The following is a 24408-nucleotide window of genomic DNA, read 5'->3' as shown; positions in this document are numbered from 1 at the left end:
TGTAATGTGGAATGTGTCATCCTGAGCGGAGCAACATAGTTGCGGAGACGAAGGATCCTGTTGAGATGTCTTGTGAGAAATTAGCAGTTAGAATATGAAAAAATTGGTGCTGTACATAATGTTGTTTGCGGCCTTCGCATTGGCGGAGGGTGTGGGCGCATGTACCGTAGACAGCATCGCGTGGACAGGCGAACATTCCGGATTCGACGATTCGCAGATGGATGCGGCCTTGGGCGCGCCCTGTGACGCTTGGAAACCGCTGGCCGACAAGCTTGCCCGCTATTACGAGGACCAGGGTTTTGTCGCGGCGCATGTGACGGGAAAAATCCGGCAGGCGGAACTTAAGCAAGCGGAACTTTGGCAGGCAGGCGCTGATGCGAACGCTGTTGCTGATGCAGGCGCGGTTGTGGGCGCTGTTTCTGTTGCGGGCATGGATTCCGCACGCGGAATGCATGTGCTCGAACTTGAAATCGTGCGGGGAGCGCTCTACGTGTGGGCTCCGCCCGAAAACGCTGATTCCGCGGGAACGAAGCGCGATGTGTTCGCGAAACTCTCGGGCATCGAGGATGGCAAGCCCGTTTCCCTCACGGACCTGGAACGCTCGGAACGCAGGCTTGCCCGCATGGGCTACTTCGAGAAGACGGCACCCGCGCGCCTTTACCGCGATCCGTCGCGCAACAGGATTTTCCCCGTGTTCAGCATGCGCAAGGCGAACGTCTCTACGGCGGAAGGCGTCCTGACCTATTCGAGCGACGAGAACGTCTGGGAGGGTAGGCTTGACGTGAGCCTGTACAATATTGCGGGGACGGCGCGCGACCTGCAGCTTGAGGGTTTTACGGGCGAAAACTCGCGCCACCTGACGGGCTACTACAAGGAACCGTGGATTTTAGGCTCGGCCTGGAATGTCGTTGTGCGCGGGAACTTCGACGAGGAAACACTTGACGGCGACGGAAGTGCCGCCGGCGATTCTCTGGAATCGGACTCCGCCTCGAGCGATGTTATCGAAAGGACCATCGTGGGCGAGGTGGGCGTCACGCGCGACATCGGCTTCGACTTCAGTATCGGCGTGTTCTTCGGCATGAGCGAAGACGACAAGCATTCCACCTTCGAGATTTCGTACGTGTCGCTGGACAGGTTCGTGCTTCCGCGCAGGGGCTGGCGCCTGGAAGCCTCGGCCACATGGAAGATGGGCCGCCCCGACTCGCTCGACAACTACCTCGGTGCCACCGCGAGCGTCCTCGCGTACTTCCCGCTGTACGGCAATTTCATCAGCCGCTTCTCGGGCATGGCCGGCGGAATCTTCCCGACAGGCGCGTCACTTGCGCGCAAGGACTACTTCGCTCTGGGCGGGCCCGAGAATTTCAAGGGGATGCATTACCGCACGCTTCGCAGCAGGAGCTACGGGCTTTCGGAAATCGCTATCCTCTGGCAGTACGGCTATGACTTGAGCATCGAGGCGTTTTACCAGCCCGGACTCTACCGCCGGCTTGCGCCCGATCACGGCTGGTCCCGCGAACAGAACTACGGTATTGGCTTCACGCAGTACCGCGGCAACTGGAGCGTCAATCTGTATTATGCGCTGCGGAACGGCGAAAACTACCTTGACGGCATTATCGGTTTCGGTTTGAGGACGCTGTTCTAGACGGGTGGCGGGAGTCGGCCTAGATGAAAATCAGGCCGAGGATACCGACGATCCACAGGTAGTACGAGAAGTAGTGGAACTTGCCCTTCTGCACGAAGTTCATGAGCCACACAAGCGCGAATATGCCTGCGATGAACGCGACGAGCATGCCGGCCAGGAGCTCGGGACTGAAACTGCCGGCGTCGATGCACTTCATTGCCTTTTCGGGGTCGAGCAGCGCCTTCTCGGGCGTCATGCCCTGGCACTTCACCCACTTGATCACGTCGAGCAGTGCGGCGCCACCTACGGCGGGAATGCTCATGAGGAAGCTGAATTCTCCGGCGTACTTGCGGTTCACTCCCATGAAAATCATGCCGCTGATGGTCGAGCCGCTGCGGCTGATGCCCGGGATGCAGGCGATGCCCTGGACGACGCCGGTGACGAGAGCGCGCCACCAGTTCATCTTGACGCCCTCGGCTTCAGGATGCTTGCTGCCGGTACGGCCCCACTGGCTTACGAAAAGCAGGGTGGCGGTGACGAGCAGGGCGACGCACACGGCGCGCGGGTTTTCGAACAGGCTTTCGAGCGGCTTCTTGAATCCGATGCCGATAATCGCCGTCGGGATGCTTGCGAGAACGATGTAGCCCGCTTCCTTGAGCTGTACGGGGTCGCGGTGGATGCAGCCCACGATGATTTCCACAATCTTCTTGCGGAACACGACGAAGATGGAGAGCAGCGTGCCGGCGTGGAGCATGATGTCGAAGAACATGCCCGCTTCGCTTACGCCCAGGAGTTCTTTCCCGAGGACGAGGTGGCCGGAGCTGGAAATGGGGAGAAATTCGGCGAGGCCCTGCAATAGGCCCAGAATGATGGATTCAAGCATGGCGGGAAAGATAGCAATAGGAGTTGCTGATTAATAGTTGCTAGTTGCTAGAAATGCGGAAAACAGGCGCTTCTTGCCGCCCGAAGTCCTATAACCGGTAGACATAAACTTGCAACTATTAACTATATTCATGACATGGTTCGCAAATTCCTTCTCTGTTTTCACGATTTTAGTGTCTGGAATTTCCGGAAGGTGTTGCCGTACCTGCGGGACCTGAAGGCCCTGGCGGGTGCGCCGTTCTGCATCCTCGTGATTCCCGATACCGAAGGGGCGTCCGCTGAATCTGTCGCGGCGTTCCGTTCCACCCTTGCCGATCTCAAGGCGGAGGGGTTCGAACTTTCGCTCCACGGCTACAAGCACAAGGCTGAATTCAGCCAGGGCCGTAGCTACATGGGGCTCTTCGGCATGACCGTGACCCACAGGGAGGCGGAATTTGCGGGACTCAGCGAGTACGAGTCCGGAAGGCTTCTGCAGGCGGGCATCGATGCCTGGAAAGCCCTGTTCGAGGGTACGCCCGATGCGGGCCTTAAGCCCGTGGCGTTCGTGCCTCCGACATGGTACAGCAACAAGTTCCTGCCCTTGCAGGTGCGCCGCATGAAGATGCTCTACGAAGACCGTTTCTCGCTCACGACTGTGGGCGGCAAGCGCTACGCCTCTCCGGTCGCGAGCTTTGCGGGTGTACCCGAATTCATGGTGAAGCCGACGTTCAAGTTCGGCGCGCTGATGCTGGACGCTCCTCTCGGTACTCCGCGCATTGCGCTGCACCCGGTGGATTTCCCCGAACGCGACGACGATGTGCGCGATCTCGTGCGCATAGCCCTGAGCAGCGGCCGTAAGCTGGTGCGTTACGCCGACCTTTAGCGGATTCTAAAAAATTGATTGCGGCTACATGCCCGGAACGGGAATGGTGTAGCTCGCCTTGTGCTTTGCTTCGTCTTCGATTTGGATGGTGATGCTTTCGCCCTCGTCGGGCAGCCTTTCGCCTTCCAGTATAATTTCACGCGGTTCGGAATCGTATTCGGCGGCAATCCATTTCTTGCCGGCCTTGACCGTGATGGAATTTCCGCTTTCGACACCGTTGTACTTGAACTGCAGGGGAATCTTGAGTGCGGGCTGGTGGACGCCACCGATGATGGCGTTGTCCCAGTAGGGGAACCCGAGCGTCGGGACTTCCTGGTTGTCTATCGATGCGATGTCGCGGAGTTCGTTCGTGTTCGCGCAGCGCTTCTTGCCGCCGGTCTGCTTGCTGAAGATGAACCAGTTGCGGCTCGTCTCGCCGAGCCAGTAGAGAGGCGCCTTGGCAGTCTGCGCGTCTATGCAGACTTCCCATTTGCCGCTGAACTGCAGTCCCTTCGGGTGGAATTCGAAAAAGTTCAGGCTGTCAGTGATGTTCCTTGTGAAGGCGAGCACCGGAGTGCCGTCGTTCGTTTTAACCGCCATCCCGGACACCTTCTGCGAAATTTCGAAGTCTTCGTCCTTGACGGTCCAGTTCGCCGACGCGGCTCCCGGGCGGAGCGTGGTCATGTAGATGGTCTTCTCGTCGTTGCCCCTGCCGTATACGATTTTGTCGGCGGCGGGGAAGGTCTCTGCAATCTTGCCCAGGAAAGTCAGCTTGTGGCCGAATACCTTGCACAGGTTGGAACTGAGCATCTGACCTTCTTTGCCTACGGCGGAGAACGTGTAGTTGGAATCGCAGCGCGCAAGGTTCAGCGCGGGCCTCGAGAGGTAGGTGATGAGCGGGGTCGTCTGGAAATGCTGCTTCGGGAAGTCGCTATTGCCCTTGCAGTGCGAGCGCAGGGAGAACTTCTTCGTGGTGATGTTCCCCGCGTAGTCTTCCACTTCCAGCCGGTATTCGGACTGGGGCGGCAGCTTTGCGTTTATGAAGTGCCAGTCGCCCGCGGTGTCCGCCTCTTCGGCCCACAGCAGCTCGTCGCGAATCCTGAGCTGCTTCGACATCGGGATGGTGTCTTGTATCTTGCTGTAGATTTTCTCGTCGTAGCGGAAAAGTTCGAGCCTCCGGATGGACATCGGGTTTTCCTTGGGCTCGCGGCTGTAGTCTACGATCTTGAAGGCGACGTGCACGGGCGCGTCGTTCTGGAAATTGTTCTTGATGGGCGTGACGACGCATTTCTTGTCGAGCGCCTCCGTGGAGGTGAATGCGACATCGTCCTTGTATAGTGCCGCCGCCGCGACAATCTGCGGTGCGATGGTGTCCAGGCAAAGTGCGCCTTCGCCGCAGGGGGAGAGCGCCTTGTTGTCGGCGGTACGGACTTCGAGGTGCAGGTGCGGGTTGCCGATGCCCGTGCTTCCGGCAAACGAGAGCGTGTCGCCCTTCTTGAACGAGATTTTCGGTGAAATCGAGATGTCGTTCTTTTTGCTGTCGTACATTTTTTTGTAGACGATTTCGTCTACTGCGGGACTGAAACTGCTCTGGTGGGCGAAAACCCATGTCTTGCCGCTAGCGCCCTTGAAGAATAGAACCTTGCCGTAGCCGAAGGGAGAAGTCTTCACTTCGCTTATCACGCCGTCTTCCGGAGCGTAGACAACCCAGCCTTCTTCCATCTGCGTGGAGTAGTCGATGCCCAGATGGTATCGCGTGCCGCGGTTTTCGCCGAAGCTCGAAGTGAGGTAGGCGTCGCGTCCGAAGGGGCTGTACGAGAACGGCTTGCTTGTTGTCTGTTCCGTGCTGCTTTCGCTTGCAACCGCTGCTCCCGTGCCTGTCGTGATTCCTTTTGCGGCGAGGCAGTCTTCGTAGGCGAAGGCGTCCATGGTGGCTTCATTGCATTCTTCCGCGAAAGTGACCGTGCCCGCAAACAGGGCGAACAATAACGCGCTCCCAGCGCTACCGATAAGTTTGTTTGAATTCTTCTTCATGCAAGGAAAAATACAAAATTCTTACGGTTGCATTAAGTTTGTTCTGGCAAAAACACGTGCCGAACGGGTATAAAAAAAGACCCGCTTTAAGCGAGTCTTTTTAGTGGAGCTAAGGAGAGTCGAACTCCTGACCTCCTGCATGCCATGCAGGCGCTCTACCAACTGAGCTATAACCCCGAAAGGTGAGCCAAATAGAGAAAATTATTTGACTCTTGTCAAGGGGTTTTCACCATTTTTTTCAAAAAAAATAGTGAAAGTTGCGAGTTCCAAGTTCCTTGTTGCTAGAATGGCCAAAAAACAAGAAATTTTTTTTCTGGAATTCTTCTGGTAACTATTGCCTGGTAACTGGGAACTCGTGATTGCGTCGCGGTTGCGGCTGCAATTACACCTTCTCGATGGTCACGGATTCGATAATCACGTCATCGAAGGGGCGGTCCATGCGGTCGGTCTTGACGCCTGCGATTTCGTCGAGCACTTCGAAGCCTTCGTAGAGCTGGCCGAACACGGAGTAGCCGTCAGCCGGGCCGGGGCCCACCTGGTCGTGGTCGAGGAAGTGCACGTTGTCGCCGTGGACGATGAAGAACTGGCTGCCGATGGAGTTCGGCATGGCGGTCTTTGCCCAGCTGAGTGCGCCGCGCATGTGGGTGAGGCACGGGTCGTACTTGTCGCCGATCGTGGTGCCCGGGCCCTTGGCGGAGTGGCCACCGGTACCGTTCCTGCGGGTGAAGTCGCCACCCTGGATCATGAAGTCCTTGATGATGCGGTGGAACGGGGCTCCGTCGTACTTGCCCTGCTTGGCGAGTTCGATGAAGTTCGTGGCGCATTCGCCGACGCGTTCTTCGAACAGGCGGAGCTTCATGGTGCCGTGGTTGGTTTTCATGATGGCGATGGTTTCGCCGGCCTGCGGTTTGTCGAGCTGGTTGAACATAAAAATCTCCTTGGAGTTGTTGAATTTACCGCCTTAATATAGGTAAAAAAGCGTGCCTTTATTGACGCGATAGGGAGATAATGGTATTATGTTGCAGAAAGGAGGTGTGCTACAATGCTCAAAAAAATCGTTTTTCTTTCGTGGATGGCCTTATTCGCTGTCTTTGCCTTGAATTTTACCGCCTGCGGTGATGACGAATCCTTTATCGACAAACCTGAAGACGGGGAAAAATCATGTTCTTCGCTCAATGGAGCAGGTTCGTCGAGTTCGGGAGCGCAGGTGACAGGTTGTGAAACATGCGAATTCGACAAGCTAAAAGATGACCGCGATGGACAGACGTATAGGACCGTTAAAATTGGGAACCAGTGGTGGATGGCGGAGAACTTGAACTACGCATACCTTGAACCCACGGAAACCTTGGATTCAAGCAGTTTCTGCTACGACAATGACCCCGAAAACTGTAAACAATATGGCCGTCTGTACGTATTTAGTGCGGCGATGGATAGTGCGGGGCTTTTCTCTTCTGACGCAGAGGGGTGTGGCGATGGTTCGGAGTGTCCTTTTGACCACATTGTCCCTAAAATTTACAAGGGATACAGCGATACGGCGAGTTCTTTGGAACACCCTATCCGCGGGGTGTGTCCGGAGGGGTGGCATGTGCCCACTGTGGATGAATTTGTGATATTGTTTGAATCTGTGGGTGGACAGAATGACGAAAAAGAGTACTGGACATGGGAAAATGTTGACTTGCGATCTACCAGTGGCTGGTCTGAAATTTCTGGAAAAGATTTTAATGGTACCGATTCTTTTGGTTTTTCCGCATACCCTGCAGGCGAATGGTATAAGCCGTCAAATCTGGATTATCCGATATTCAGTTCTTTAGGTAAACAGGCTCATTTTTTTACGGCATCAACGAAGTATCCGAATTTTTCGGGTCATGGTCGTGTGCACATCATGGAAATATGGCGTACTAAAAATAAAAATGGGGCCGAATTTAATTTTTACTGGAAAAATTCTGCTCAATCAGTCCGTTGCGTCAAGGACTAGTTATTGCTAGGCCTTTTCTAGAAGACTGTCCCGCCAAACTATATGTTGGATTACTAAATTCTTGAATATGAAAGACAACTGCAAACGTATTCAGGAACTGCTTTCGGCGCAGGCGATGGAATTCGCCCTCGACGAGATGGCTGCAAAGATTGCCAAGATGCATCCGTCCGCCGAAAACTTGATTGTACTTGGCATGGCAAGCCGCGGGATTCCGCTGGCGAAAAAATTGAGCGAAAGGCTCTCGCAAAAATTCGGCAAGCCCATCGAGATGGGTAGCCTGGATGCCACGTTCTACCGTGACGACTTCCACTACCGCAAGAAGGTGGGCTCCACCGAGATGCGCTTCACCGAGATGCCCGCGACTGTCGAAGGCAAGACGGTCATCCTCGTGGACGACGTGCTCTATACGGGCCGCTCCGTGCGTGCCGCCATGCAGGCCATCCTCGACCTCGGGCGCCCTGCCGCCATCCGCCTCTGCGTGCTGGTGGACCGCGGGCACCGCGAGCTCCCGATTGCGCCGGACTGCGTGGGCCTCACGGTAGAGACCGCACAGAACCAGGAAGTCCGCGTGATGATTGAACCTATCGATAACGAAAATTCAGTTTACCTCGTAGAAGTGGAGGCTTAGCTTGAGCGCCCTTGAGATTAAACACCTGTTCGGGCTGCGCGGAGTATCCAAGCACGATATCCGCCTGATTCTCGACAATGCAAAACAGTTCCGTGAAATTTTGGAACGCCCCGTGAAGAAGGTGCCGAGCCTTCGCGGCATGACGGTCGTGAACCTGTTCTTCGAGAACAGCACCCGCACCCGCACGAGTTTCGAACTCGCCGAGAAGCGCCTTTCCGCCGATACGGTGAACTTCACGAGTTCCAACTCCAGCGTGAAGAAGGGCGAGACGCTCGTCGATACGCTTCGAAACATCGAAGCCATGAAGATTGACATCGTGGTCGTCCGCCACAAGGGGACGGGAGTCCCGAAGTTCCTCGCCGACAACAGCGACGCGATTATCGTGAACGCGGGCGACGGCGCGCACGAGCATCCGACTCAGGCGCTGCTCGACATGCTCACCATCGAAGAAAAACTTGGAACGCTCGAAGGCAAGAACGTGACCATCGTGGGCGATATCCGCCACAGCCGCGTGGCCCGCAGTAACCTCTGGGGCATGACGACGATGGGTGCGCACGTGACGCTCTGCGGACCGAGCACCCTGGTCCCGCGCAATAGGGAACTGATGGACAAGGTCACTTGGGAACCTGACGTGAAGAAGGCCGTGAAGGATGCCGATGCCATCATCGCGCTCCGCCTGCAAAAAGAACGCATGGACGACGCCCTCTTGCCCAGCATGCGCGAATACCGCAACACGTTCGGCATCACGCACGAACTGCTGGAATGCGCGAAGGACAAGGTGCTCATCATGCATCCGGGTCCAATCAACCGCGGCGTGGAACTCGACAGCGAGATTGCCGATGGCGAGAACTCGGTAATCTTGAACCAGGTGACTAACGGGGTGGCCGTGCGTATGGCCGTGCTTTACCTTTTGGCTGGAGGCCGTGCAAATGCGTAATATGGTTTTGAACAACGTTCGTCCGTTTGTTGACGGAAAGTTCGGCGAACCGACGAAGATTTGCCTTGTAGATGGAAAGTGGGCCGACAGCGCTCCCGAAGGTACACCCGAATTCGACGCGAAGGGCGCGCTTGCGCTCCCCGCGCTCTTTGGCCTCGGTCTCGATTTTAAGGAACCCCTGCGCGACGACATCTACACGTTCAAGGATGGCGTGAGTGCCATGCGCCGTGGCGGGTTCTTCGGCGGGCTTTACGAAAGCTCCGCGAACCCGATTGACGATTCGCAGAAGCTCACCGCGATGCAGCAGCTGGCTTCGAAGTCCGGTCTCGAGTTCGCGTTCCTCGGCGCCTTCAGCATGGGTTACCAGTGCAAAGATTTGGCCGAGATGATGGAACTTGCGCAGGGCGGCGCCGTCGGCTTCGGCGACGGCAATCAGGACGCTTCCCGCACGCGCTTCTTGCGCCTCGCGATGGAATACGGTTCCATGACGGGCAAGCGCTTCTTCTTTATGCCGCTCGACGATTCGCTGCGTCACCACGGGCTCGTGCACGAGGGCAGCTACGCCGACACGCTCGGCATGAAGGGCATCCCGCGTATCGCCGAGACGATTTCCGTCTTCAGGATTCTCGAGATGGCGCGCTTCCTCAAGGTTCCGGTGCATTTCAAACAAGTTAGCTGCGGCGAGACGCTTCGCCTTATCGAGACCGCGCGTGCTCAGGGCGTGGATGTCACCTGCGACGTGGATATCTACCACCTTCTCCTGGACGACAGCTGCCTGTTCGACCTCGACTCGCACTGCAACGTGCCGATGCCGTTCCGTTCCGCCGACGATCGCGAGGCCCTGTGGAAGGGCCTGGAATCGGGAACCGTGAATGCGATTAGCGTGAACCACGACCCGGTGCTCAGGCAGGACAAGGAAGTGAATTTCGAGGATGCGGTGCCGGGAGCGGTTTCTTTGGAGATCGCGCTCGGGGCCATCTGGAAACCGCTCAGCGGGCGGCTTGGCGCCGCACGCGCGGTGGAACTCCTTTCCACCGCCCCGGCACAGCTTGCGGGCGTGGAACCTGCGGCCCTCCGCAAGGGTGGACAGGCGAGCCTGGTCCTCCTCGACCAGGACCGCCCGATGAAGGTCGTCCCCGCCATGTTCGCTGGCAAGACCCGCAATACGCCGCTCCTCGGCAAGGAACTGCCGTCTTCCATTGTCGCTTCCTACATCAACGGGGAGTGGACCGAGGTGTAGCCCGTGATTTTTCCTTATCAGTTAGCGTGGGTTGTCGCCATCCTCTTGCTGGGACTGCTGCTTGTAGTCCTGTTTGAAATCCAGCGGTCGAATTACCGCCGCGAACACGAAGAAATGTTCGGGACAAAGGAATTCGACACGAAGGTGGCGCTTTACGACTTGACTCCTAAGGAAATCAGGACCCTCGAAAAACTGGTCCGTGCCTCCAAGTTCGAGAACAAGGACGCCGTCCTCAATTCCTCGCACTTGTTCGAGGCTGCGGTTCTGGATTTTTACGAAATGCGCGATGTCGACACGATTCGCGACGAGACCCTCGACGCGGTAACGCGCCTGCGCCAGAAGCTCGGGTTCGATGCGTCGAACCCGCTGACCGTCATCGTGAGTACGCGCCAGTTCAACATCGGGAACAGGGTGGACCTCCTCCTGGACGGTGTAAGTAAATTAAAACATTCCGAAATTCTCTCGCAAAGGGAGAAAATCTGGAAGGTCTCCTACGACGACAGCTTCGGCCCCGGCAGCGTCTATGTGGGCAAGGAAGTGCGCGTCCGCTGGACCCGTCCTGAGGATGCGGTCTACTCCACGAACGTGCGCGTCTTTGCGAGCGAACCTGGCAAGCTGGTTCTTCGCCATTCCCAGCAGCTCGACAAGCAGCAACTGCGTCGCTGGCTGCGCGAAGTCGTGAATTTCCCGGTCGAGGCCGTCTTTGCGGACGGCAGTACCTGCAATGGCGTATTATACGACCTTTCCGCGGGCGGTATCCTCATCGGGCTGCCCATAGAATGCGAAAGCGGGAAGCACATCCGTATCAAGTTCGACCTCCCGAGCTTCGGTCCGGAAGATGTAGAAATTGAGATTTTGCGCAATTTGGGCCACAAAAACCCCGATTACCCCGAATATTTCTCCACGACAGCCTCGTTCAGCGGCGCCTTCGGGTGGACCCAGGAACGTGTTCTGCAGTACATATTCGAGGTCAACAAGAAAAAAAAGGCCAAAGAAACCGCCCAAAATGCGCTAACTAGTTAATTTTCAATGACTTAGGTGCATTTTCCGCTTGACATTTCGCTTTTATAAAGGTAGAATTAGGGTAGTACAGTTTCCGATCGGAGTTATACTTTGGCACTTGATTTGTTAGCTAGAATTCGCGGTGAGCGCGAAACTATCGGCATAGATGTTGGCCACTACAGCATCAAATACGTGAAGGTTTACCATAACAGTCGCGGTGGCAAGGTTGTCGTCGAGATTGATACGGAACCAGTGCCCGACGGCGCCATCATCAATGGTGAAATACAGCGCCGCGATGGCGAACCCGTTACCGGCCCCGACGGCAAGAAGGAAAAGGACGGCTACGAGCTTTTGAGCGAAGCCCTCACCAAGATGATGATGAGGCATACTCGCGACAGCAATACGGACATTGTCGCCTGCGTGAACTGCTGTGCTGGCGCGGGTGGCGTGCTGGTCGATAGAATCAGCGTGAAGGTCCCGAAAAACGGCAACGAGTCGGCGATTATTCTCCAGACCGCGCAGTCCCGTCCGCCCTTCGATGACCAGGACAACGTTATCGACTTCGAAATCGAATCCCGCGAGGGCGACGACGTGAAGGCGAACGTGGTGGCGGCGAAGAACGCGCTGCTCGACTCCTGGGCCCAGTTCTTTACCATCAAGGGGCTCAAGCTTACTGCGATGGACGTCGATATTTTCGGCCTTTTGAACGCCTATACGGCGACCGCCTCCGAAGAAGACCTCAAGCAGACGACCGCCGTGATTAACATCGGCGAAAAGAAGATGAGCATCGGGTTTATCCAGGCGGGCAAGTTCCATTCCATGCGTGCCATGACCGGCGGTTCGATTGATATCATTATCGCGAAGCTGAACGATACTCTCGGAATCGATGCGGCGAAGTGCCACGAAATTTTCGAGACGGGCGACCTGAGCGTCGTGGACGGCTATGCCGAAGCCGAAGTCGAACAGGCCTTGCAGATTGCGTTCGAAGACATCATGGCGCAGGTGGATTTCGGTTTGCGCTACTACTCTTCTTCGGAAGATTCCGAACCGCTCGACAAGATTCTGCTTGGCGGCGGCGGCGCTTCCATTAAGGGATTGAAGGAATTCATTGCCGAACGTTCCGGCATCGAAACCGATACGGTAAACCCGTTCCGTTACGTTGAATGTGATGCGAGCGTGGTGGGCGAATCGGGCGTGTCCCTTGCTCTTTCTAACATCCTTGCGCCAGCGCTTGGGCTTGCTATGAGGAAGTTTGACTAATGGCTGATAAGAATACAAAGACAAAGGAAAAGGCCAAGGCGAAGAAGTCGAAACGCGACATCTGCATTTCGATTAACCTTTTGCCTGCGGAATACCGCAAGGTCAAGAAGGACCTGTCGTGGATTACTGACCGTCGAATCATCTGGCCTACGGTGGCGCTGCTTATTGCGATTGTCGGTATGGTGATGCTTTATACCCACACGACGGAAACTTTGGAAGAGCACCAGAACAAAGTCACCCAGATGAAGGCGGAAGTCGAGCGTGAACGCCCGTTGCTCACCAAGATTGGTGAACTGGAGCAGAAGCAGGCTATCGTCAACACCAAGATAAACGCGCTCAAGAGCATCCAGGTGAGCAAGAAGCGCTGGGTCGTGCTCTTCGAGAACGTCTCGTCGGTGCTGCCGCCCAATATGTGGCTCACGAGCCTGAACCAGGTGTCCGAAGACAACCTGGAAATGAAGGGCATGACGTTCGACTTTTCTGAGGTGGCCGAATATATGGTCAAGCTCGAAAAGCAGGTCAGCATTGAAAAGGTCTCGCTGTTGACTATCTCTACGACGAAGGTCGAGGGAGAAGAGGCGTATAGCTTCACCATAAAGGTTGTCCTGAAACAGGACCTGGGGGATAACTAGTATGGGTAATTTCGATTTTAAAGACAAAAAGAATATATTCGCGATAGTCGTGGTCGTGCTGATCGGAGCGATTCTGTACTACATGTGGTTCTACATGTGGACTCCCTTCTCTGAAGAGGAAGATCGCCTCAATGCCGAGGAAATCGCAACCCAGGCGGAACTCGACAAGATTGAAGCGAAGAAGCATCGCATTGCCGAACTGGAACTTCAGCTCGTGCAGGCTGAGAAGGACTTCGAGAAACTCAAGGAAATGTTCCCCGAAGAGGAAAAGGTGCCGCTGCGCCTGCAGGACCTCTATGCGGTGCTCCGCAGTTCGGGCGTGCAGATCCAGAAGTTCAACCCGGAAGGCTCTTCCGAGAAGGAACACTACGTGGAGAATCGCTACTCCATCGCGGTCAACTCCGGTTACCATATGCTCGGTTACCTGTTCGCCGAAATCGCGAACTTCAATTACCCGACCGCCATTACGAACCTGAGGCTGAACCGCTATTCGGGCATCGCGGCCGAACTCCAGAAGGCCGAAACCCACGGCTGGACGCCTATCACGGTGTCGGTGTCGTTTAACCTGACCACCTATACATCCAAGAAGGTTGCCAAATGATGAAGAACAAATTAATAGTTTTGTTCCTGTTCGTTGCGGTGGCCGTCAATGCAGCCCAGATCAAGGACGTGTCGCTTGATTGCAGCGTGAAGGGCTGTGCGCTTACGTTCAAGTTTGCTTCGGACAAGGATCTGCCCTCGTTCTACCAGAAGTACGATGCGAAGTCCCACAAGCTTTCGCTCGGTTTCTCCGCTACGTCTTTCGCCCTCGGCGAAGGCAATTTCGAAATCGATGCGGCGAGCAACTTCGTGAAATCGATGAAGGTGTACAAGGAACCGTACCGCGGTACCGAATTCTTGAAAATCGACTTGATGGTCGGTTCCTCGATTGCGACCGACAAGAACGCCATCGCGCTCAACAAGTCCGACTTCATGTTGAAACTCGCGAGCAAGGGCGGAAAGTCCTGGACGCTCTCCAAGCTGTTCGCCGACAGGAAGAAGGCTGCGGAAAAGGCCGCTCTCGAAGAGAAGAAGCGTGCTGCCGAAGACAAGAAGGCTGCGGAAAAAGCTGCTCTTGAAAACAAGAAGCAGGCTGCGCTCGACAAGAAGGCCGCCGAGAAGGCCGCCCTCGAAGAGAAGAAGCGTGCTGCCGAAGAAAAGAAGGCTGCGGAAAAGGCTGCGCTCGAACAGCGCAAGCGTGAAGCCGCCGAGAAGAAGGAAGCCGAAAAGCGCGCCCTCGAAGAGAAGAAGGCGGCTGAGAAGGCTGCGAAGGAAGAAGAGAAGCGCATCGCCGAAGAACAGAAGAACCTGGACAAGGCTATCATGGAAGGCGGCAAGATTTCGGCGCTCCTCCCGAACTTGAAAGAAATGACGGTGCTCGTGGGCTCCGGCATGGAACAGTTCCGTCTCGTCGCGACGACGCCGATTGAACTGCAGAATGTCATCGGCCCGGACAAGGCGTCCACCATCACGGTCGGGCTTGCCGGCCCGCAGAAGTCCCCCGTGTTCAAGATTGGCGCGGGCTCGCTCGTGAAGCATGTGACCTGGGGTGCTAACGGCCTCAAGATCCAGCTGCAGCCGAACGCGAAGCCCGTAATCGTGGTGCAGGAAGGCGCCCTGATCCTCCAGGCCGCCGAGAAGACCATCAAGAAGGACGGGTTCCTCTTCTGGTCCGCGCATCCGGATGGAATTTTCATACGTGACTGGATGAAGTCTTCCGAAGAAAAACCGAACTTCGAGACTTTCGTGAACAAGTTCGACAAGGACAGCAAGAAGATTGTTTCCGGAGCGCAGACGTTCCACCTGCGTCCGGTTGTTCGCGAACTCATCGTGGTCGCCGACGAAATCGAACTCTTTGCCGCCCCCAACGACAATGCGCAGGTGCTCAAGCGTCTTACCTTCGGTGAGCGCCTCGTGAGCCTCGACGTGAAGGGCATTTACTGCAAGGTGCAGCACGGCAGCCACATCGGCTTCGTGAACAAGCGCGCCGTGAGCTACATGGATGAACTTTCCGCCGTACAGACGGAACGTCTCAAACAGGTCGACAAGGAAAGGGGCGAGGTCGTCTCCGATGGCGGCGAAGTTGCCGGAAGCCAGCTCGACGGCCTCTACGACGATCGCGTGACCTACAGCTCGTTCGGCCGCCGCGACCCGTTCGTCGAAATCAAGGGTCTGGTGGAAGAAGGTATCAATATCGACCAGGTCGAACTCGTCGGTATCATCTGGGAATCCGATGTCCCGATGGCAATTCTCGTAGAATCCAAGAATCCGGCCGTCTCCTACACGCTCAAGGAAGGCGACAAGATTCTCAACGGAAAAGTTCTTAAAATCACACAAACAGACGTGCTCTTCCTTATCCAGGAATTTGGCGTGAGCCGTCGCTACTCCATGGGTCTTCCCGATAAATTTGGGGGTCAAAAGTGAAAAAGCTGATAAACATTCTCGCAGTCCTGTTACTCGTCGCAGGCCTCAGCTCTGTCTGGGCAGCCCCCGCTTCGGGTTCGATCGAACCGAACAAGAAGCTGTATGACTTCTCGTTTGTGGATACCGACTTCAACGCCGTGTTCCGTTCTGTTTCCGTTGTCGCTGGCGTGGATATCTTGCTTGCTCCCGATGTGAAGGGCAAGATGAGCCTCAAGGTTACCAAGAAGACTTGGCAGGAGACTCTGGATATCATCTGCGAAATCAACGACCTTACCTGGGTCATCCAGGACAAGTACATCGTGGTTCAGCGCCAGAGCACCTACCAGGCGAAGCAGAAGAAACTGGCTGACGAAGAGAAGCAGCACGAAGAGACTGCGCCGCTCGTCCGCAAGAACTTCCAGATTCACCATGCGAAGGCCGAAGAACTCGTGAAGGTGCTCGAAAGCATGAAGAGCGGCCGCGGCAAGATTACCGTCGTGGAACGCACGAACTCCATCATCGTCTACGATACCGATTCCAAGATCGAGCAGATGGAAAATGCGCTTACCGAACTCGACGTGGAAACGCTGCAGATCATGATTACCGCGAAGCTCGTGGTGGTGAACAGCCAGCGTGCACGCGAACTCGGCGTGGACTGGAGCGCAATGCTTGGCAACAACGTGGCCATGACTCCGGGTGCTGCTACCGGCGAATACGGCAGCGCTGCTAATGCAAGCCGCAACGGCGCCATGATAACCTCTTTCCCGAACAACGGCGCGACTCCCGCTGTCAGCGGTGCTGCTACGACGATTACCACGAGCCTCTTCGACAACAACCTGAAGCTCGCCATCTCGAGCCTCATGGGTGACGCTTCTACCGAAGTGCTCGCCTCTCCGCAGGTTTCTACCCTCGACAATACCGAAGCCCAGGTGTTCATGGGTGACAAGGTCTCCATCCGCGTGATTGACGACAGCGGCGAATCTTCTACGCAGCTCGTCGAAACGGGTATCAAGCTGACGGTGACCCCGCACGTTTCGGGCGACAACCGCATCTTGCTCGACCTGCATCCGGAAAACAACTCCTACGATTACGACTCCAAGGGCGAAATCGTGATTTCTACGCAGGAAGCCAAGACGAAGGTCGTGGTGGCCGACGGCGAGACCGTGATTATCGGCGGCCTGACCCGCAACGAAACTCAGGAATCCGAAAGCGGCATCCCGTTCCTCAAGGACATTCCGTTCTTCGGCAACCTCTTCAAGTACACTCGTACTTCCGTGGTCAAGAAGGACCTCGTGATTTTCGTGACCCCGCGTATTATCCGCAACTACATCGGCAACGTGGAACTTTCGGAACCCTCTGCCGAAACGCAGGGTGACGCCGCCCCGCAGATGCAGAAGGTGGAAAAGCCCGCAGCCCAGAGTGCCCCGGCCGCAAAGCCTGCCGCTCAGAGCGCCCCGGCTGCCGAACCGGCTCCTGTCGAGGAAAGCTTCCCGGAAGAAGAACCCGCTCCTGCCGAGGAACCCGCCGTGGAAACGCCCGCCGCACCGGAGCCTTCCGAAGAAGTCCAGGACGAGTGGAACTAAGCGACAAACGAGAACTTTAAGAGAGCCCTGCGGGGCTCTTTTTAAATTATGCGGGAATGGAAATTTAAAAGGATATTTGCAATATGCCGGAACAGTCTTTGACGCGTGAATCCCTGGTGGAATTTTTCGGGGAAGAGGAATACAGGAAGTTGTGCAATCACGAGGCGGGGCACGCCTTGGTGGCGTTCCTGTTCAAGCGCCCGCTCGATTACGTGAAGATGGACCGCTCCAAGGAGCGTCCGGGCATTACGCATATCGCGGGGAGCGAGCTGGACGGCGACGCGCACATCGCGATGGCGGGCCACATTTCGGAGTTCCTGATGCGCAAGGATTTCGCGTGTGACCTCGATACCGTCATGAAGGAACTGCCGATGGAACTCTACAAGAGCGATGCGGATTACCAGCGCTTTCAGGCCGCGTGCTATTACTTCCAGCTGGCCGAGACGAACGTGGTCGAGCAGGATTACAACATCCTGATGGCGTGCAAAAAGCAACTATGCGAAATCGCGGGAGCCCTGAACGAGCGGGCGTACCTTTCCCGCGCGGAGATTGAAAATATCGTAAAAGGCGCCTAGCGCACGACCAAGGCGGCGAGGGCGAGTTCCTGCGACATCCTGGTGCTGCACAACCCGCTCTTGATTTCGTAGTCTAGGTCGGCCAGGCGGCGGATGACCCTGCAAAGCAGCGGCTTGCCCCAGCGGCGCGCGCATTCGGGAGCCTTGCCCTTCACGTTGAATATGAAGTCGTTCTTGCCCAGGGCTGCTGCTGCGTCCTTCGGGGTCATGCCCTTGGAGAGCAGCGCCGAGAAGTTCATCAGGTCGACCGCGTAACGGTAGAGCGAACCCACGATCTGGATGGCGTTCACGCCGTTGTTGAGCATCTCGTTCAGCATGCGGGCGTACGTCTTCGCGTCGCGCATCCCGAAGGAATCGTTAATCTCGAACGAGACCATCTCGCGCTGCGGCACCACCATGGTGCGCACGAGTTCTCCCGTAATCTTCTTGCAGTCGGGGGCGTACAGCAGTACCTTCTCGACTTCCTCGCACACGAGCTTCGTGTCGGTGCCGAGCGCCTCGGCCAGGTACTGGCAGGCGTCTGAATCGATGGCCTTCTTGAAGTGCGTCGGGATGGCGGATGAAATCCATTCGGCCATCTTGTACTGCTTGGGGACGTCGTACTTCTCGATGGTACCCGCGGCCTTGAGCGCCTTGAAGAGTTCCCCGCGGGCGTCGAGCTTGCTGAATTCCAGCAGGAGCTTGCAGTTGGGCCCGTGGCTCATCCACTTGGCGAGACTCTTGGAATCGTCGGCCTTGAGCGCCTCGCACTTGCGGACGACCACGACCTGTTCCGGCGCGAACATCGAGACGGAGTCGCAGGCGGTGATGACCGCATCCGCGATGGACGGGATGTTCGAATCCGTAGCGAACAGTATCTGGCGCGACATCGGGTCGTCCTTGAGGTCGCCGAGGGCGTCTTCGAGGAAGCGCTCGATGCACTTGTCCTTAGTGAACTGGTCTTCGCCGATGATTGCGGTTATCATTGGGGGCGTTTCGACTTAGTTGATGTCGAGAATTTCGAACTTGTTGATGCCTCTCGGGGTCGTGACCTCGATGGTCTCGCCCTTCTTCTTGCCCATGAGGGCGGCGCCGATGGGGCTCTTGAAGCTGATCTTGCCGTTGAGCGCGTCCGCTTCTTCGGGGCTCACCAGCTGGTAAACGACGTTCTTCTTGGTCTTCGAGTTGAGGAGGGACACCTTGGCGCCAAAGCGGATGGTATCGCAGTTCGGGTCGAACGCGACGACTTCGGCACGGGCAATCTGGTCCTGGAGCCTCGGCATCTCGATATTGTCGATGGAGGAGAGACGTTCCTTCGCTGCGTGGTATTCGGCGTTTTCGCTCAAATCGCCCTGTGCACGGGCATCAACCAGTTCTTGCAATACGCGCGGACGTTCTACATTTTTTAAATTTTCTAGGTCTTTAACGAGCTTGTCGAAAGCTTCCTGTGTAAACTTGATCTTTTCCATGCTCTACAAAGTACAAATTTTAACGAGGCTTCGCGGGCCCGTAATCGCGAAAGAACATCTTTTTAGGAGATAGTATGTACAATCTGCTGGATAAGGGCGGCGTATGTTCCCCCAAGGGGTTCACCGCATCTGGAATTTGTGCCGGTATCAAGGCTAGCGGCAATGCCGATATGGCGCTCCTCAAGAGCGAGAAGGCTGCGCGCTGCTTCGCCGTTTTTACCACCAACAAGGTGAAGGCCGCTCCGGTATTGTACGACAAGGCTGCGCTTGAACACGCCCACTTCGCGACTGCCGTCGTGGTGAACAGCGGCAACGCGAACGCCTGCACCGGTGAACAGGGTTACAAGGATGCCGAACGCATGGCGACGCTTACCGAAGAAGCGCTCGGCCTTACCCCGAAGAGCGTGCTCGTTTGCAGCACGGGCGTGATTGGTCACCTGATGCCGATGGACAAGATCGAGGCGGGAATCCCGAGGCTCGTCGAAAAGCTGCATGCCGATGCTTCCGAAGAATTCGGCCGCGCCATCCTCACGACCGACCTTGCCCTCAAGAGCCATGCCGTTGAAATCCACACCGAGAAGGGCGTGGTGACGATTGGCGGCGCCTGCAAGGGCTCGGGCATGATCCACCCGAACATGGCGACCATGCTTGCCTTCATTACGACCGACATTTCGCTCCCCATCGACTTCTTCGCCGAATTCCGCGCCGACATTGCGGATTCCTTCAATGCGATTACCGTCGATGGCGACACGAGCACGAACGACACCTGCATCTTGCTGGCCAACGGCATGAGCGGGCTTCGCTACGAAGACCTGAGCCTTACCGAGCAGGGTGAATTCCGTGCGGCGCTGATGCTCATTATGCAGAGCCTCGCGAAGGACATCGTGCGTGATGGCGAAGGCGCCACCAAGCTTATCGAACTGCGCATCGAGAAGGCCGAAAGCCACGAAGAAGCTCTCCGCATGGCGCGCTTCATCGGTACCAGCAACCTCGCGAAGTGCGCGATGTTCGGTGAAGACCCGAACTGGGGCCGCATCCTCAGCAGCGCGGGTTCCAGCGGCTGCAACATGGTGGCCGAACACACCGACCTGTACTTCGGCGACGTGAAGGTGCTCGAAGGCGGGCGCCCCATCCAGCTCGACGAAGCCCAGACGGCGGCACTCCATGCGGTCGTTCGCCAGCGTGAATACAAAGTAACGCTCGTGCTCAACATCGGGCAGGCATCCGCAAGCGCGTTTACCTGCGACTTGAGCTACGGCTACGTGAAGATCAACGCCGAGTATACGACGTAAGCGACCGCTCGCGTACCATTTGAAGTAAACAAGAAGCCCTCGGTAATAACCGGGGGCTTTGTCTGTAATGGGATTTATTTTGCTATAATGGATTATTGTTGAAGGGAACGCATCCTATGGTAAAAAAGTCCTTTTTGTTTCTGCTTGTTTTTCTGGTTGGTTGCACGACTAATCAAATAAAAATGTTTGATCGGGTGTTGGGTGGGTATAGGGTGCTAGGTTCTTTTGAAGTCGATATAAATAATACGGAAAAACAGACTTTTGTAGTTGATAAACCGCGAAAACCATCTTTTTGGGGCTCAAGATTGGATGGCCAGATACATTGGATTGTTCATTTATGTTTTGATAATGTTGATACCTTAGAAAGACTGCCCGATCATTTAAATGCTTTAATAAAAACATCCTTGACAATAGGGGGCGAATCCTATGTTTTTGAAACAGATTCCGTTTTTCCTAAATCGTCTGGATGCTGGTGGTTTGATGAACGGGATGAAATTCGACGTCAGGGATGGGGAATAAGTGGTGTGTATTTACTATCATCAGAAGCGCAGTTTAACTCCCCAATGGTCGTTGAAATACAAATTATAGATGACAAGGATTCCGTTTTGAAGAATACTGCAAAAAAATATTCTAATCCATATTTGCTGATATCTACGGGAGATTGATTGTAGATATATGGTGGTTTGGAATTGAAGAACATTTCATAGAAAACTTTGTACGAAAGAAACGAATCTTATCGACAGGGGTGGTATATTGCTGGTGGGTTTCTTCCGATGAATGCCGACTTCTCTTCCCCTATGATTGTTGAAGTCCAGATTCTAGATGACAAGGACTCCGTATTGAAAAAATATGCGGAAAAGTATTCGAATCTTCATGTGATGGTTACGACGGGCTACTAGTTCCTAGTTCCAAGTTATTAACAAATAAGGTCTCGAGAATCATCTCGAGACCTTTGAGTCTATTAACTAGTAACTAATAACTCATCACTAATAACTAATAACTGCACCGTAGGTGCTCGCTAGTCCTTCAGGCAGCGGAGGCTGGCGCCGAATTCGGGATTGAACTTTTCGAACTTTGCGATGTCCTTGTCGTGGTAGAACACGAGGACTTCGCCTTCGGCGGTCCAGAGGTAGGCCTTCTTGCCGGCATCTTCGAACTTGCGTTCCTTCAGCGGGACGTCGCTCTTTGCGAAGTGGGCGCCGCCGGCCTTCACGCCGAACCCGAGTTCATCCTTGCCGTTGCCGTAGTCGTTCCCGCCTTCCTTGATGGGATCCCAGCCGAAGCCGGCCTTGAGTACGGTACCGACCTTGCCGCTTGTTTCGGCGAAGGTGAGCAACGTCTTCCATTCTTCCTTGGTGGGCATGTGGAAACCTTCGAGGCAGGCTTTCTTCGCGTTCTCGAAGTTGTAGAGGCGGCCCCAGTGGTTGCACTGGTTGCACACGGAACCTTCATAGGTACCGAAGTTCATGTTCTCGGCGGTCCAGAGCTGCGTGCCGATGCGGATCCACTGGTAGGCGTATCCGTCGCGCGGGTCCTTGTAGCTGCCGTCGGTAGCGGGGCTTCCATCGGGGTCGAAGACTTCGCCGAATTCAATCTGCTTGTTCTTCTGGTATTTCGCCTTGGAGGCGAGCTTGCCGTTCTTGTGGTACTTCGAGACTTCGCCTTCGATGTAGCCGTCGGCGAACGGGGTCTCGGCCTGGAGCGTACCGTCGTCGTAGTATTCCTTCTGCACGCCTTCCTTGCGGTCTTCGTTGTAGTTCGTTTCGCGCTTGAGAGTGCCGTTGTTGTAGTATTCCTTTTCGATACCCTGCTTCTTGTCCTTGACGTAGGTCGTCTCCATACGTACCTTGCCGTCAGGGAATTCCTGCACGCGGACGTCTTCGCAGGCGGTGAGAGCGAAGGCGGCCATGATGGCGAGGATGGAGATGGTGGTTCTCTTTTGCATAGGTCCTCCTGTTTTTAGATGATAATCTTGCCGGCGGTGGCCAGTAGCCCGATGATGTAGAGCATGCCGTCGTAGTAGCGCCAGAAACGGAAAGGTACGGAGAGCGCCGCGAGGTCCTTCACGAACGATTTTACCAGCGGGTCTTCGGAATCGAGTACCTGCGTGGCGGCGGCGTTCATCGCGATGATGCCGGGCGTTGCGTTGCGGCCCTGGCGCGGATAAGGCGATCCGTCTGTCGCGTAGTCCGAAAGGTAGGGCCTGCGGCTCTCGAAGAAGTTCAGCAGTCGCGTGCAGGTGTCCTTTTCGCTTTCGTCGCCGCGGTTGAGCGCGTAGTCGAGGCTCAGGTTGAGCGCCACGCGCCATGCGTCGCCGCTGAAGCAGTTGCTTTCTGGGAACCAGGGCATGGCCTTCGGGGTGCCGTCGTATTCGGAGTAGTCTCCGCAGAGCCCGGTGACCGGGTGCGCGGCCTTTTTCAGGTATTCAATGCTTTTCTTTGCGATTTCGAGCCATTCGTTGTCGCCGGTAGCCACTGCGAATGCGCGGTAGAAGGCGATGGTGTGGTAGCTCGGGTCGGTAAAGTCGTTGCCGAGCACGGGCGAGAACTTGACGAGCTTTTTTACGGGGTCGATCATCGGGCCCACGAGCTCGTTGAACGGCTTGTCCTTGATGCAGTTGATGAGCTCGATGGCTTCTTGCTTGTAGTCGTCGCGGTTGAATTCCCTTGCGGCGATGAGGAGGGCTGCGGCGATGTATTCTTCGCCGTCGGGGGCGGCACCCGGGTCCATCATCGAGAAGTCGGTGGTGGATACCTGCCAGGAGAAGTATCCCTTGTGCGGGCCGTCGTTGTTCCTCAGGTATTTCTTCGCGAAGTTCCACAGTTTCTGGAACAGCTTGTCGTGGCCGGTGAGGGCCGCGATGAACATGCCGTAGCTCATGCCCTCGGAACGGATGTCGTCGTGCCCGATATCGATGATGTATGCCATGTCATCGGAGGCGTCGAAGCAGACCCGCTCGTCGATGGGGTCGCCTTCAAAAAGCTTGCTGAATGCGTTCTGGATAAGTTGATCGGCGAAGTTGGGGCCGTAGCCTGCTTCGACGAACATGTCGCGGGGCTTTTTGCAATCCATGGTTATAGTCCTTTTATATATACACTAAAATAAATTTTTTTCGTATTTTTGGAATGGAGGTTCTTATGTCAGATGTAATTATTATCGGTTATGGGCCGGCAGGTGTGTCGGCTAGCTTGTACGCATTGAGGTCCGGATTGGACGTCGTGCTGGTAGGCAAGGATTCCGGGGCGCTCGAAAAAGCGCACATGATAGAGAATTACTATGGCCTGGAGAAGCCTCTGGCCGGCTCCGAGCTTTTTGCGGTCGGCAAGCGCCAGGCGCAATCCCTCGGTGCTCATATCGTGGACGACGAGGTGACGGACCTGTACTTCGACGGCAATATGTTTGTCGCAACAGGGCTTGCGGGGGAATACCGCGGACGCGCATGCATCATGGCGACCGGTTCTGCCCGCAAAAAACAGCCCCTGCCGAAGATGGCCGAACTGGAAGGCCACGGCGTGAGCTATTGCGCCATATGCGACGCCTTCTTCTATCGCGGCAAGAACGTCGCCGTACTCGGGGCCGGGGAGTACGCCCTCCACGAGTGCAAGGAACTTTTGAATATCGCCGGCAGCGTGACGCTCTTGACCAACGGGGCCGAGGTCACGGCTGAATTCCCGGAGACTGTGAAAATCGAGAAGCGCCCGCTCAAGGCGCTGCTTGGCGAAGGCCAGCTTGCCGGAGCGGTGTTCATGGATGAATCCGAAATCAAGCTCGACGGGTTGTTCGTTGCCCTCGGGAGCGCGAGTGCGATGGACCTTGCCCGCAAGGCGGGAGCCGCCTTCGAGAACGGGAATGTGGTGCTCGACAAGAACTTCATGACGACGGTTCCCGGACTGTTCGCCGCGGGCGACTGTACCGGCGGGACGTTGCAGGTCGCCGTCGCCGTAGGCGAGGGCGCCATTGCGGGCCTTGCCGCCATCAAGTATTTGCGGGAGACGCGGGAAGGCTAGAATCGCACC

23 protein-coding genes and 1 tRNA gene are annotated in these 24408 nt (G+C 55.9%); 16 read left to right on the top strand and 8 right to left on the bottom strand.

The window, feature by feature from the left end; all coding sequences use genetic code 11:
* The first annotated feature begins 94 nt into the window (after window positions 1–94).
* A complete protein-coding gene (locus tag IK012_RS02020; protein ID WP_290949770.1) occupies window positions 95–1642 on the top strand; it encodes a BamA/TamA family outer membrane protein in 1548 nt (515 codons plus the stop codon).
* Between the two features lie 19 nt (window positions 1643–1661).
* On the opposite strand, the gene IK012_RS02015 is transcribed toward IK012_RS02020, so the two are convergent.
* Window positions 1662–2504: an undecaprenyl-diphosphate phosphatase gene (locus IK012_RS02015; protein WP_173378771.1), complete on the bottom strand. Its 843-nt coding sequence runs from the start codon at window positions 2502–2504 to the stop codon at window positions 1662–1664.
* A gap of 135 nt (window positions 2505–2639) precedes the next feature.
* Between IK012_RS02015 and IK012_RS02010 the strand changes: the two genes are divergently transcribed.
* A complete protein-coding gene (locus IK012_RS02010; protein WP_290949766.1) occupies window positions 2640–3365 on the top strand; it encodes a polysaccharide deacetylase family protein in 726 nt (241 codons plus the stop codon).
* Between the two features lie 24 nt (window positions 3366–3389).
* Here IK012_RS02010 and IK012_RS02005 read toward each other — a convergent pair whose 3' ends face one another.
* The 3 genes from IK012_RS02005 to IK012_RS01995 form a co-directional block, all read right to left on the bottom strand.
* On the bottom strand, window positions 3390–5378 hold the full coding sequence (locus IK012_RS02005; protein ID WP_290949764.1) for a M23 family metallopeptidase: 1989 nt from the start codon (window positions 5376–5378) through the stop codon (window positions 3390–3392).
* Window positions 5379–5482: 104 nt separating this feature from the next.
* Window positions 5483–5555: transfer RNA gene (locus IK012_RS02000), tRNA-Ala, on the bottom strand.
* A gap of 205 nt (window positions 5556–5760) precedes the next feature.
* The gene (locus tag IK012_RS01995; RefSeq protein WP_290949762.1) at window positions 5761–6306 is read right to left on the bottom strand and encodes a peptidylprolyl isomerase; all 546 of its coding nucleotides are present in this window, start codon (window positions 6304–6306) and stop codon (window positions 5761–5763) included.
* 114 nt (window positions 6307–6420) lie between these two features.
* Between IK012_RS01995 and IK012_RS01990 the strand changes: the two genes are divergently transcribed.
* The 11 genes from IK012_RS01990 to IK012_RS01940 all read left to right on the top strand — a co-directional run bounded on the left by IK012_RS01990 (window position 6421) and on the right by IK012_RS01940 (window position 17652).
* Entirely contained in the window at window positions 6421–7353 is a 933-nt protein-coding gene (locus IK012_RS01990) for an FISUMP domain-containing protein (protein ID WP_290949760.1), read from the top strand.
* A gap of 67 nt (window positions 7354–7420) precedes the next feature.
* The gene (gene pyrR / locus IK012_RS01985) at window positions 7421–7981 is read left to right on the top strand and encodes a bifunctional pyr operon transcriptional regulator/uracil phosphoribosyltransferase PyrR (RefSeq protein ID WP_290949758.1); all 561 of its coding nucleotides are present in this window, start codon (window positions 7421–7423) and stop codon (window positions 7979–7981) included.
* Between the two features lies 1 nt (window position 7982).
* The gene (locus tag IK012_RS01980; protein WP_173378766.1) at window positions 7983–8918 is read left to right on the top strand and encodes an aspartate carbamoyltransferase catalytic subunit; all 936 of its coding nucleotides are present in this window, start codon (window positions 7983–7985) and stop codon (window positions 8916–8918) included.
* Complete coding sequence (locus IK012_RS01975) at window positions 8911–10158, top strand: dihydroorotase (RefSeq protein WP_290949755.1); 1248 nt, start codon at window positions 8911–8913, stop codon at window positions 10156–10158. Before IK012_RS01980 ends, IK012_RS01975 begins: the two co-directional genes overlap by 8 nt.
* A 3-nt stretch (window positions 10159–10161) precedes the next feature.
* The gene (locus IK012_RS01970) at window positions 10162–11181 is read left to right on the top strand and encodes a PilZ domain-containing protein (protein WP_290949753.1); all 1020 of its coding nucleotides are present in this window, start codon (window positions 10162–10164) and stop codon (window positions 11179–11181) included.
* Between the two features lie 102 nt (window positions 11182–11283).
* A complete protein-coding gene (pilM, locus tag IK012_RS01965; protein ID WP_290949750.1) occupies window positions 11284–12420 on the top strand; it encodes a pilus assembly protein PilM in 1137 nt (378 codons plus the stop codon).
* A complete protein-coding gene (locus IK012_RS01960; RefSeq protein WP_290949748.1) occupies window positions 12420–13052 on the top strand; it encodes a PilN domain-containing protein in 633 nt (210 codons plus the stop codon). The genes pilM and IK012_RS01960 overlap by 1 nt, the downstream gene beginning before the upstream one ends.
* Before the next feature lies 1 nt (window position 13053).
* Window positions 13054–13653, top strand: a complete 600-nt coding sequence (locus tag IK012_RS01955) for a type 4a pilus biogenesis protein PilO (RefSeq protein ID WP_290949746.1) — start codon at window positions 13054–13056, stop codon at window positions 13651–13653.
* On the top strand, window positions 13650–15515 hold the full coding sequence (locus IK012_RS01950; RefSeq protein ID WP_290949744.1) for a hypothetical protein: 1866 nt from the start codon (window positions 13650–13652) through the stop codon (window positions 15513–15515). The genes IK012_RS01955 and IK012_RS01950 overlap by 4 nt, the downstream gene beginning before the upstream one ends.
* On the top strand, window positions 15512–17077 hold the full coding sequence (gene pilQ / locus IK012_RS01945) for a type IV pilus secretin PilQ (RefSeq protein WP_290949742.1): 1566 nt from the start codon (window positions 15512–15514) through the stop codon (window positions 17075–17077). The genes IK012_RS01950 and pilQ overlap by 4 nt, the downstream gene beginning before the upstream one ends.
* Before the next feature lie 83 nt (window positions 17078–17160).
* Complete coding sequence (locus IK012_RS01940) at window positions 17161–17652, top strand: hypothetical protein (RefSeq protein WP_290949740.1); 492 nt, start codon at window positions 17161–17163, stop codon at window positions 17650–17652.
* On the opposite strand, the gene holA is transcribed toward IK012_RS01940, so the two are convergent.
* On the bottom strand, window positions 17649–18617 hold the full coding sequence (holA, locus tag IK012_RS01935; RefSeq protein ID WP_290949739.1) for a DNA polymerase III subunit delta: 969 nt from the start codon (window positions 18615–18617) through the stop codon (window positions 17649–17651). The two genes, IK012_RS01940 and holA, sit on opposite strands and share 4 nt — an antisense overlap.
* A gap of 15 nt (window positions 18618–18632) precedes the next feature.
* Window positions 18633–19100, bottom strand: coding sequence for a transcription elongation factor GreA (gene greA / locus IK012_RS01930; protein WP_290949738.1), 468 nt, complete (start codon window positions 19098–19100; stop codon window positions 18633–18635).
* Window positions 19101–19174: 74 nt separating this feature from the next.
* Between greA and argJ the strand changes: the two genes are divergently transcribed.
* Complete coding sequence (gene argJ / locus IK012_RS01925; RefSeq protein ID WP_173378758.1) at window positions 19175–20392, top strand: bifunctional glutamate N-acetyltransferase/amino-acid acetyltransferase ArgJ; 1218 nt, start codon at window positions 19175–19177, stop codon at window positions 20390–20392.
* Window positions 20393–20508: 116 nt separating this feature from the next.
* A complete protein-coding gene (locus IK012_RS01920; protein WP_290949735.1) occupies window positions 20509–21057 on the top strand; it encodes a hypothetical protein in 549 nt (182 codons plus the stop codon).
* Between the two features lie 353 nt (window positions 21058–21410).
* On the opposite strand, the gene IK012_RS01915 is transcribed toward IK012_RS01920, so the two are convergent.
* Together IK012_RS01915 and IK012_RS01910 are read right to left on the bottom strand one after the other, a co-directional pair.
* Window positions 21411–22337: an FISUMP domain-containing protein gene (locus IK012_RS01915; RefSeq protein WP_290949733.1), complete on the bottom strand. Its 927-nt coding sequence runs from the start codon at window positions 22335–22337 to the stop codon at window positions 21411–21413.
* A gap of 14 nt (window positions 22338–22351) precedes the next feature.
* Window positions 22352–23464 (bottom strand): glycosyl hydrolase family 8, encoded by a 1113-nt coding sequence (locus IK012_RS01910; RefSeq protein ID WP_290949732.1) that lies wholly within the window; start codon window positions 23462–23464, stop codon window positions 22352–22354.
* Window positions 23465–23529: 65 nt separating this feature from the next.
* Here IK012_RS01910 and IK012_RS01905 point away from each other — a divergent pair, with 65 nt between their 5' ends.
* Window positions 23530–24399 carry an NAD(P)/FAD-dependent oxidoreductase gene (locus IK012_RS01905; RefSeq protein WP_290949729.1) on the top strand — a complete coding sequence of 290 codons (870 nt, stop codon included), beginning with the start codon at window positions 23530–23532 and terminating at the stop codon, window positions 24397–24399.
* Window positions 24400–24408 lie beyond the last annotated feature (9 nt).

The sequence above is a fragment of the Fibrobacter sp. genome (assembly GCF_017551775.1).
In the GTDB taxonomy this organism is placed as follows: domain Bacteria; phylum Fibrobacterota; class Fibrobacteria; order Fibrobacterales; family Fibrobacteraceae; genus Fibrobacter.
This window is presented reverse-complemented; position numbering and strand designations above follow the sequence as displayed.

Bases quoted from the DNA above. Each gene is read 5' to 3' on its own strand.
- IK012_RS02020 (WP_290949770.1), top strand. From the start codon at position 95: ATGAAAAAATTGGTGCTGTACATAATGTTGTTTGCGGCCTTCGCATTG.
- IK012_RS02015 (WP_173378771.1), bottom strand. From the start codon at position 2,504: ATGCTTGAATCCATCATTCTGGGCCTATTGCAGGGCCTCGCCGAATTT.
- IK012_RS02010 (WP_290949766.1), top strand. From the start codon at position 2,640: ATGGTTCGCAAATTCCTTCTCTGTTTTCACGATTTTAGTGTCTGGAAT.
- IK012_RS02005 (WP_290949764.1), bottom strand. From the start codon at position 5,378: ATGAAGAAGAATTCAAACAAACTTATCGGTAGCGCTGGGAGCGCGTTA.
- IK012_RS01995 (WP_290949762.1), bottom strand. From the start codon at position 6,306: ATGTTCAACCAGCTCGACAAACCGCAGGCCGGCGAAACCATCGCCATC.
- IK012_RS01990 (WP_290949760.1), top strand. From the start codon at position 6,421: ATGCTCAAAAAAATCGTTTTTCTTTCGTGGATGGCCTTATTCGCTGTC.
- pyrR (WP_290949758.1), top strand. From the start codon at position 7,421: ATGAAAGACAACTGCAAACGTATTCAGGAACTGCTTTCGGCGCAGGCG.
- IK012_RS01975 (WP_290949755.1), top strand. From the start codon at position 8,911: ATGCGTAATATGGTTTTGAACAACGTTCGTCCGTTTGTTGACGGAAAG.
- IK012_RS01960 (WP_290949748.1), top strand. From the start codon at position 12,420: ATGGCTGATAAGAATACAAAGACAAAGGAAAAGGCCAAGGCGAAGAAG.
- IK012_RS01955 (WP_290949746.1), top strand. From the start codon at position 13,054: ATGGGTAATTTCGATTTTAAAGACAAAAAGAATATATTCGCGATAGTC.
- IK012_RS01950 (WP_290949744.1), top strand. From the start codon at position 13,650: ATGATGAAGAACAAATTAATAGTTTTGTTCCTGTTCGTTGCGGTGGCC.
- IK012_RS01940 (WP_290949740.1), top strand. From the start codon at position 17,161: ATGCCGGAACAGTCTTTGACGCGTGAATCCCTGGTGGAATTTTTCGGG.
- holA (WP_290949739.1), bottom strand. From the start codon at position 18,617: ATGATAACCGCAATCATCGGCGAAGACCAGTTCACTAAGGACAAGTGC.
- greA (WP_290949738.1), bottom strand. From the start codon at position 19,100: ATGGAAAAGATCAAGTTTACACAGGAAGCTTTCGACAAGCTCGTTAAA.
- argJ (WP_173378758.1), top strand. From the start codon at position 19,175: ATGTACAATCTGCTGGATAAGGGCGGCGTATGTTCCCCCAAGGGGTTC.
- IK012_RS01920 (WP_290949735.1), top strand. From the start codon at position 20,509: ATGGTAAAAAAGTCCTTTTTGTTTCTGCTTGTTTTTCTGGTTGGTTGC.
- IK012_RS01915 (WP_290949733.1), bottom strand. From the start codon at position 22,337: ATGCAAAAGAGAACCACCATCTCCATCCTCGCCATCATGGCCGCCTTC.
- IK012_RS01910 (WP_290949732.1), bottom strand. From the start codon at position 23,464: ATGGATTGCAAAAAGCCCCGCGACATGTTCGTCGAAGCAGGCTACGGC.
- IK012_RS01905 (WP_290949729.1), top strand. From the start codon at position 23,530: ATGTCAGATGTAATTATTATCGGTTATGGGCCGGCAGGTGTGTCGGCT.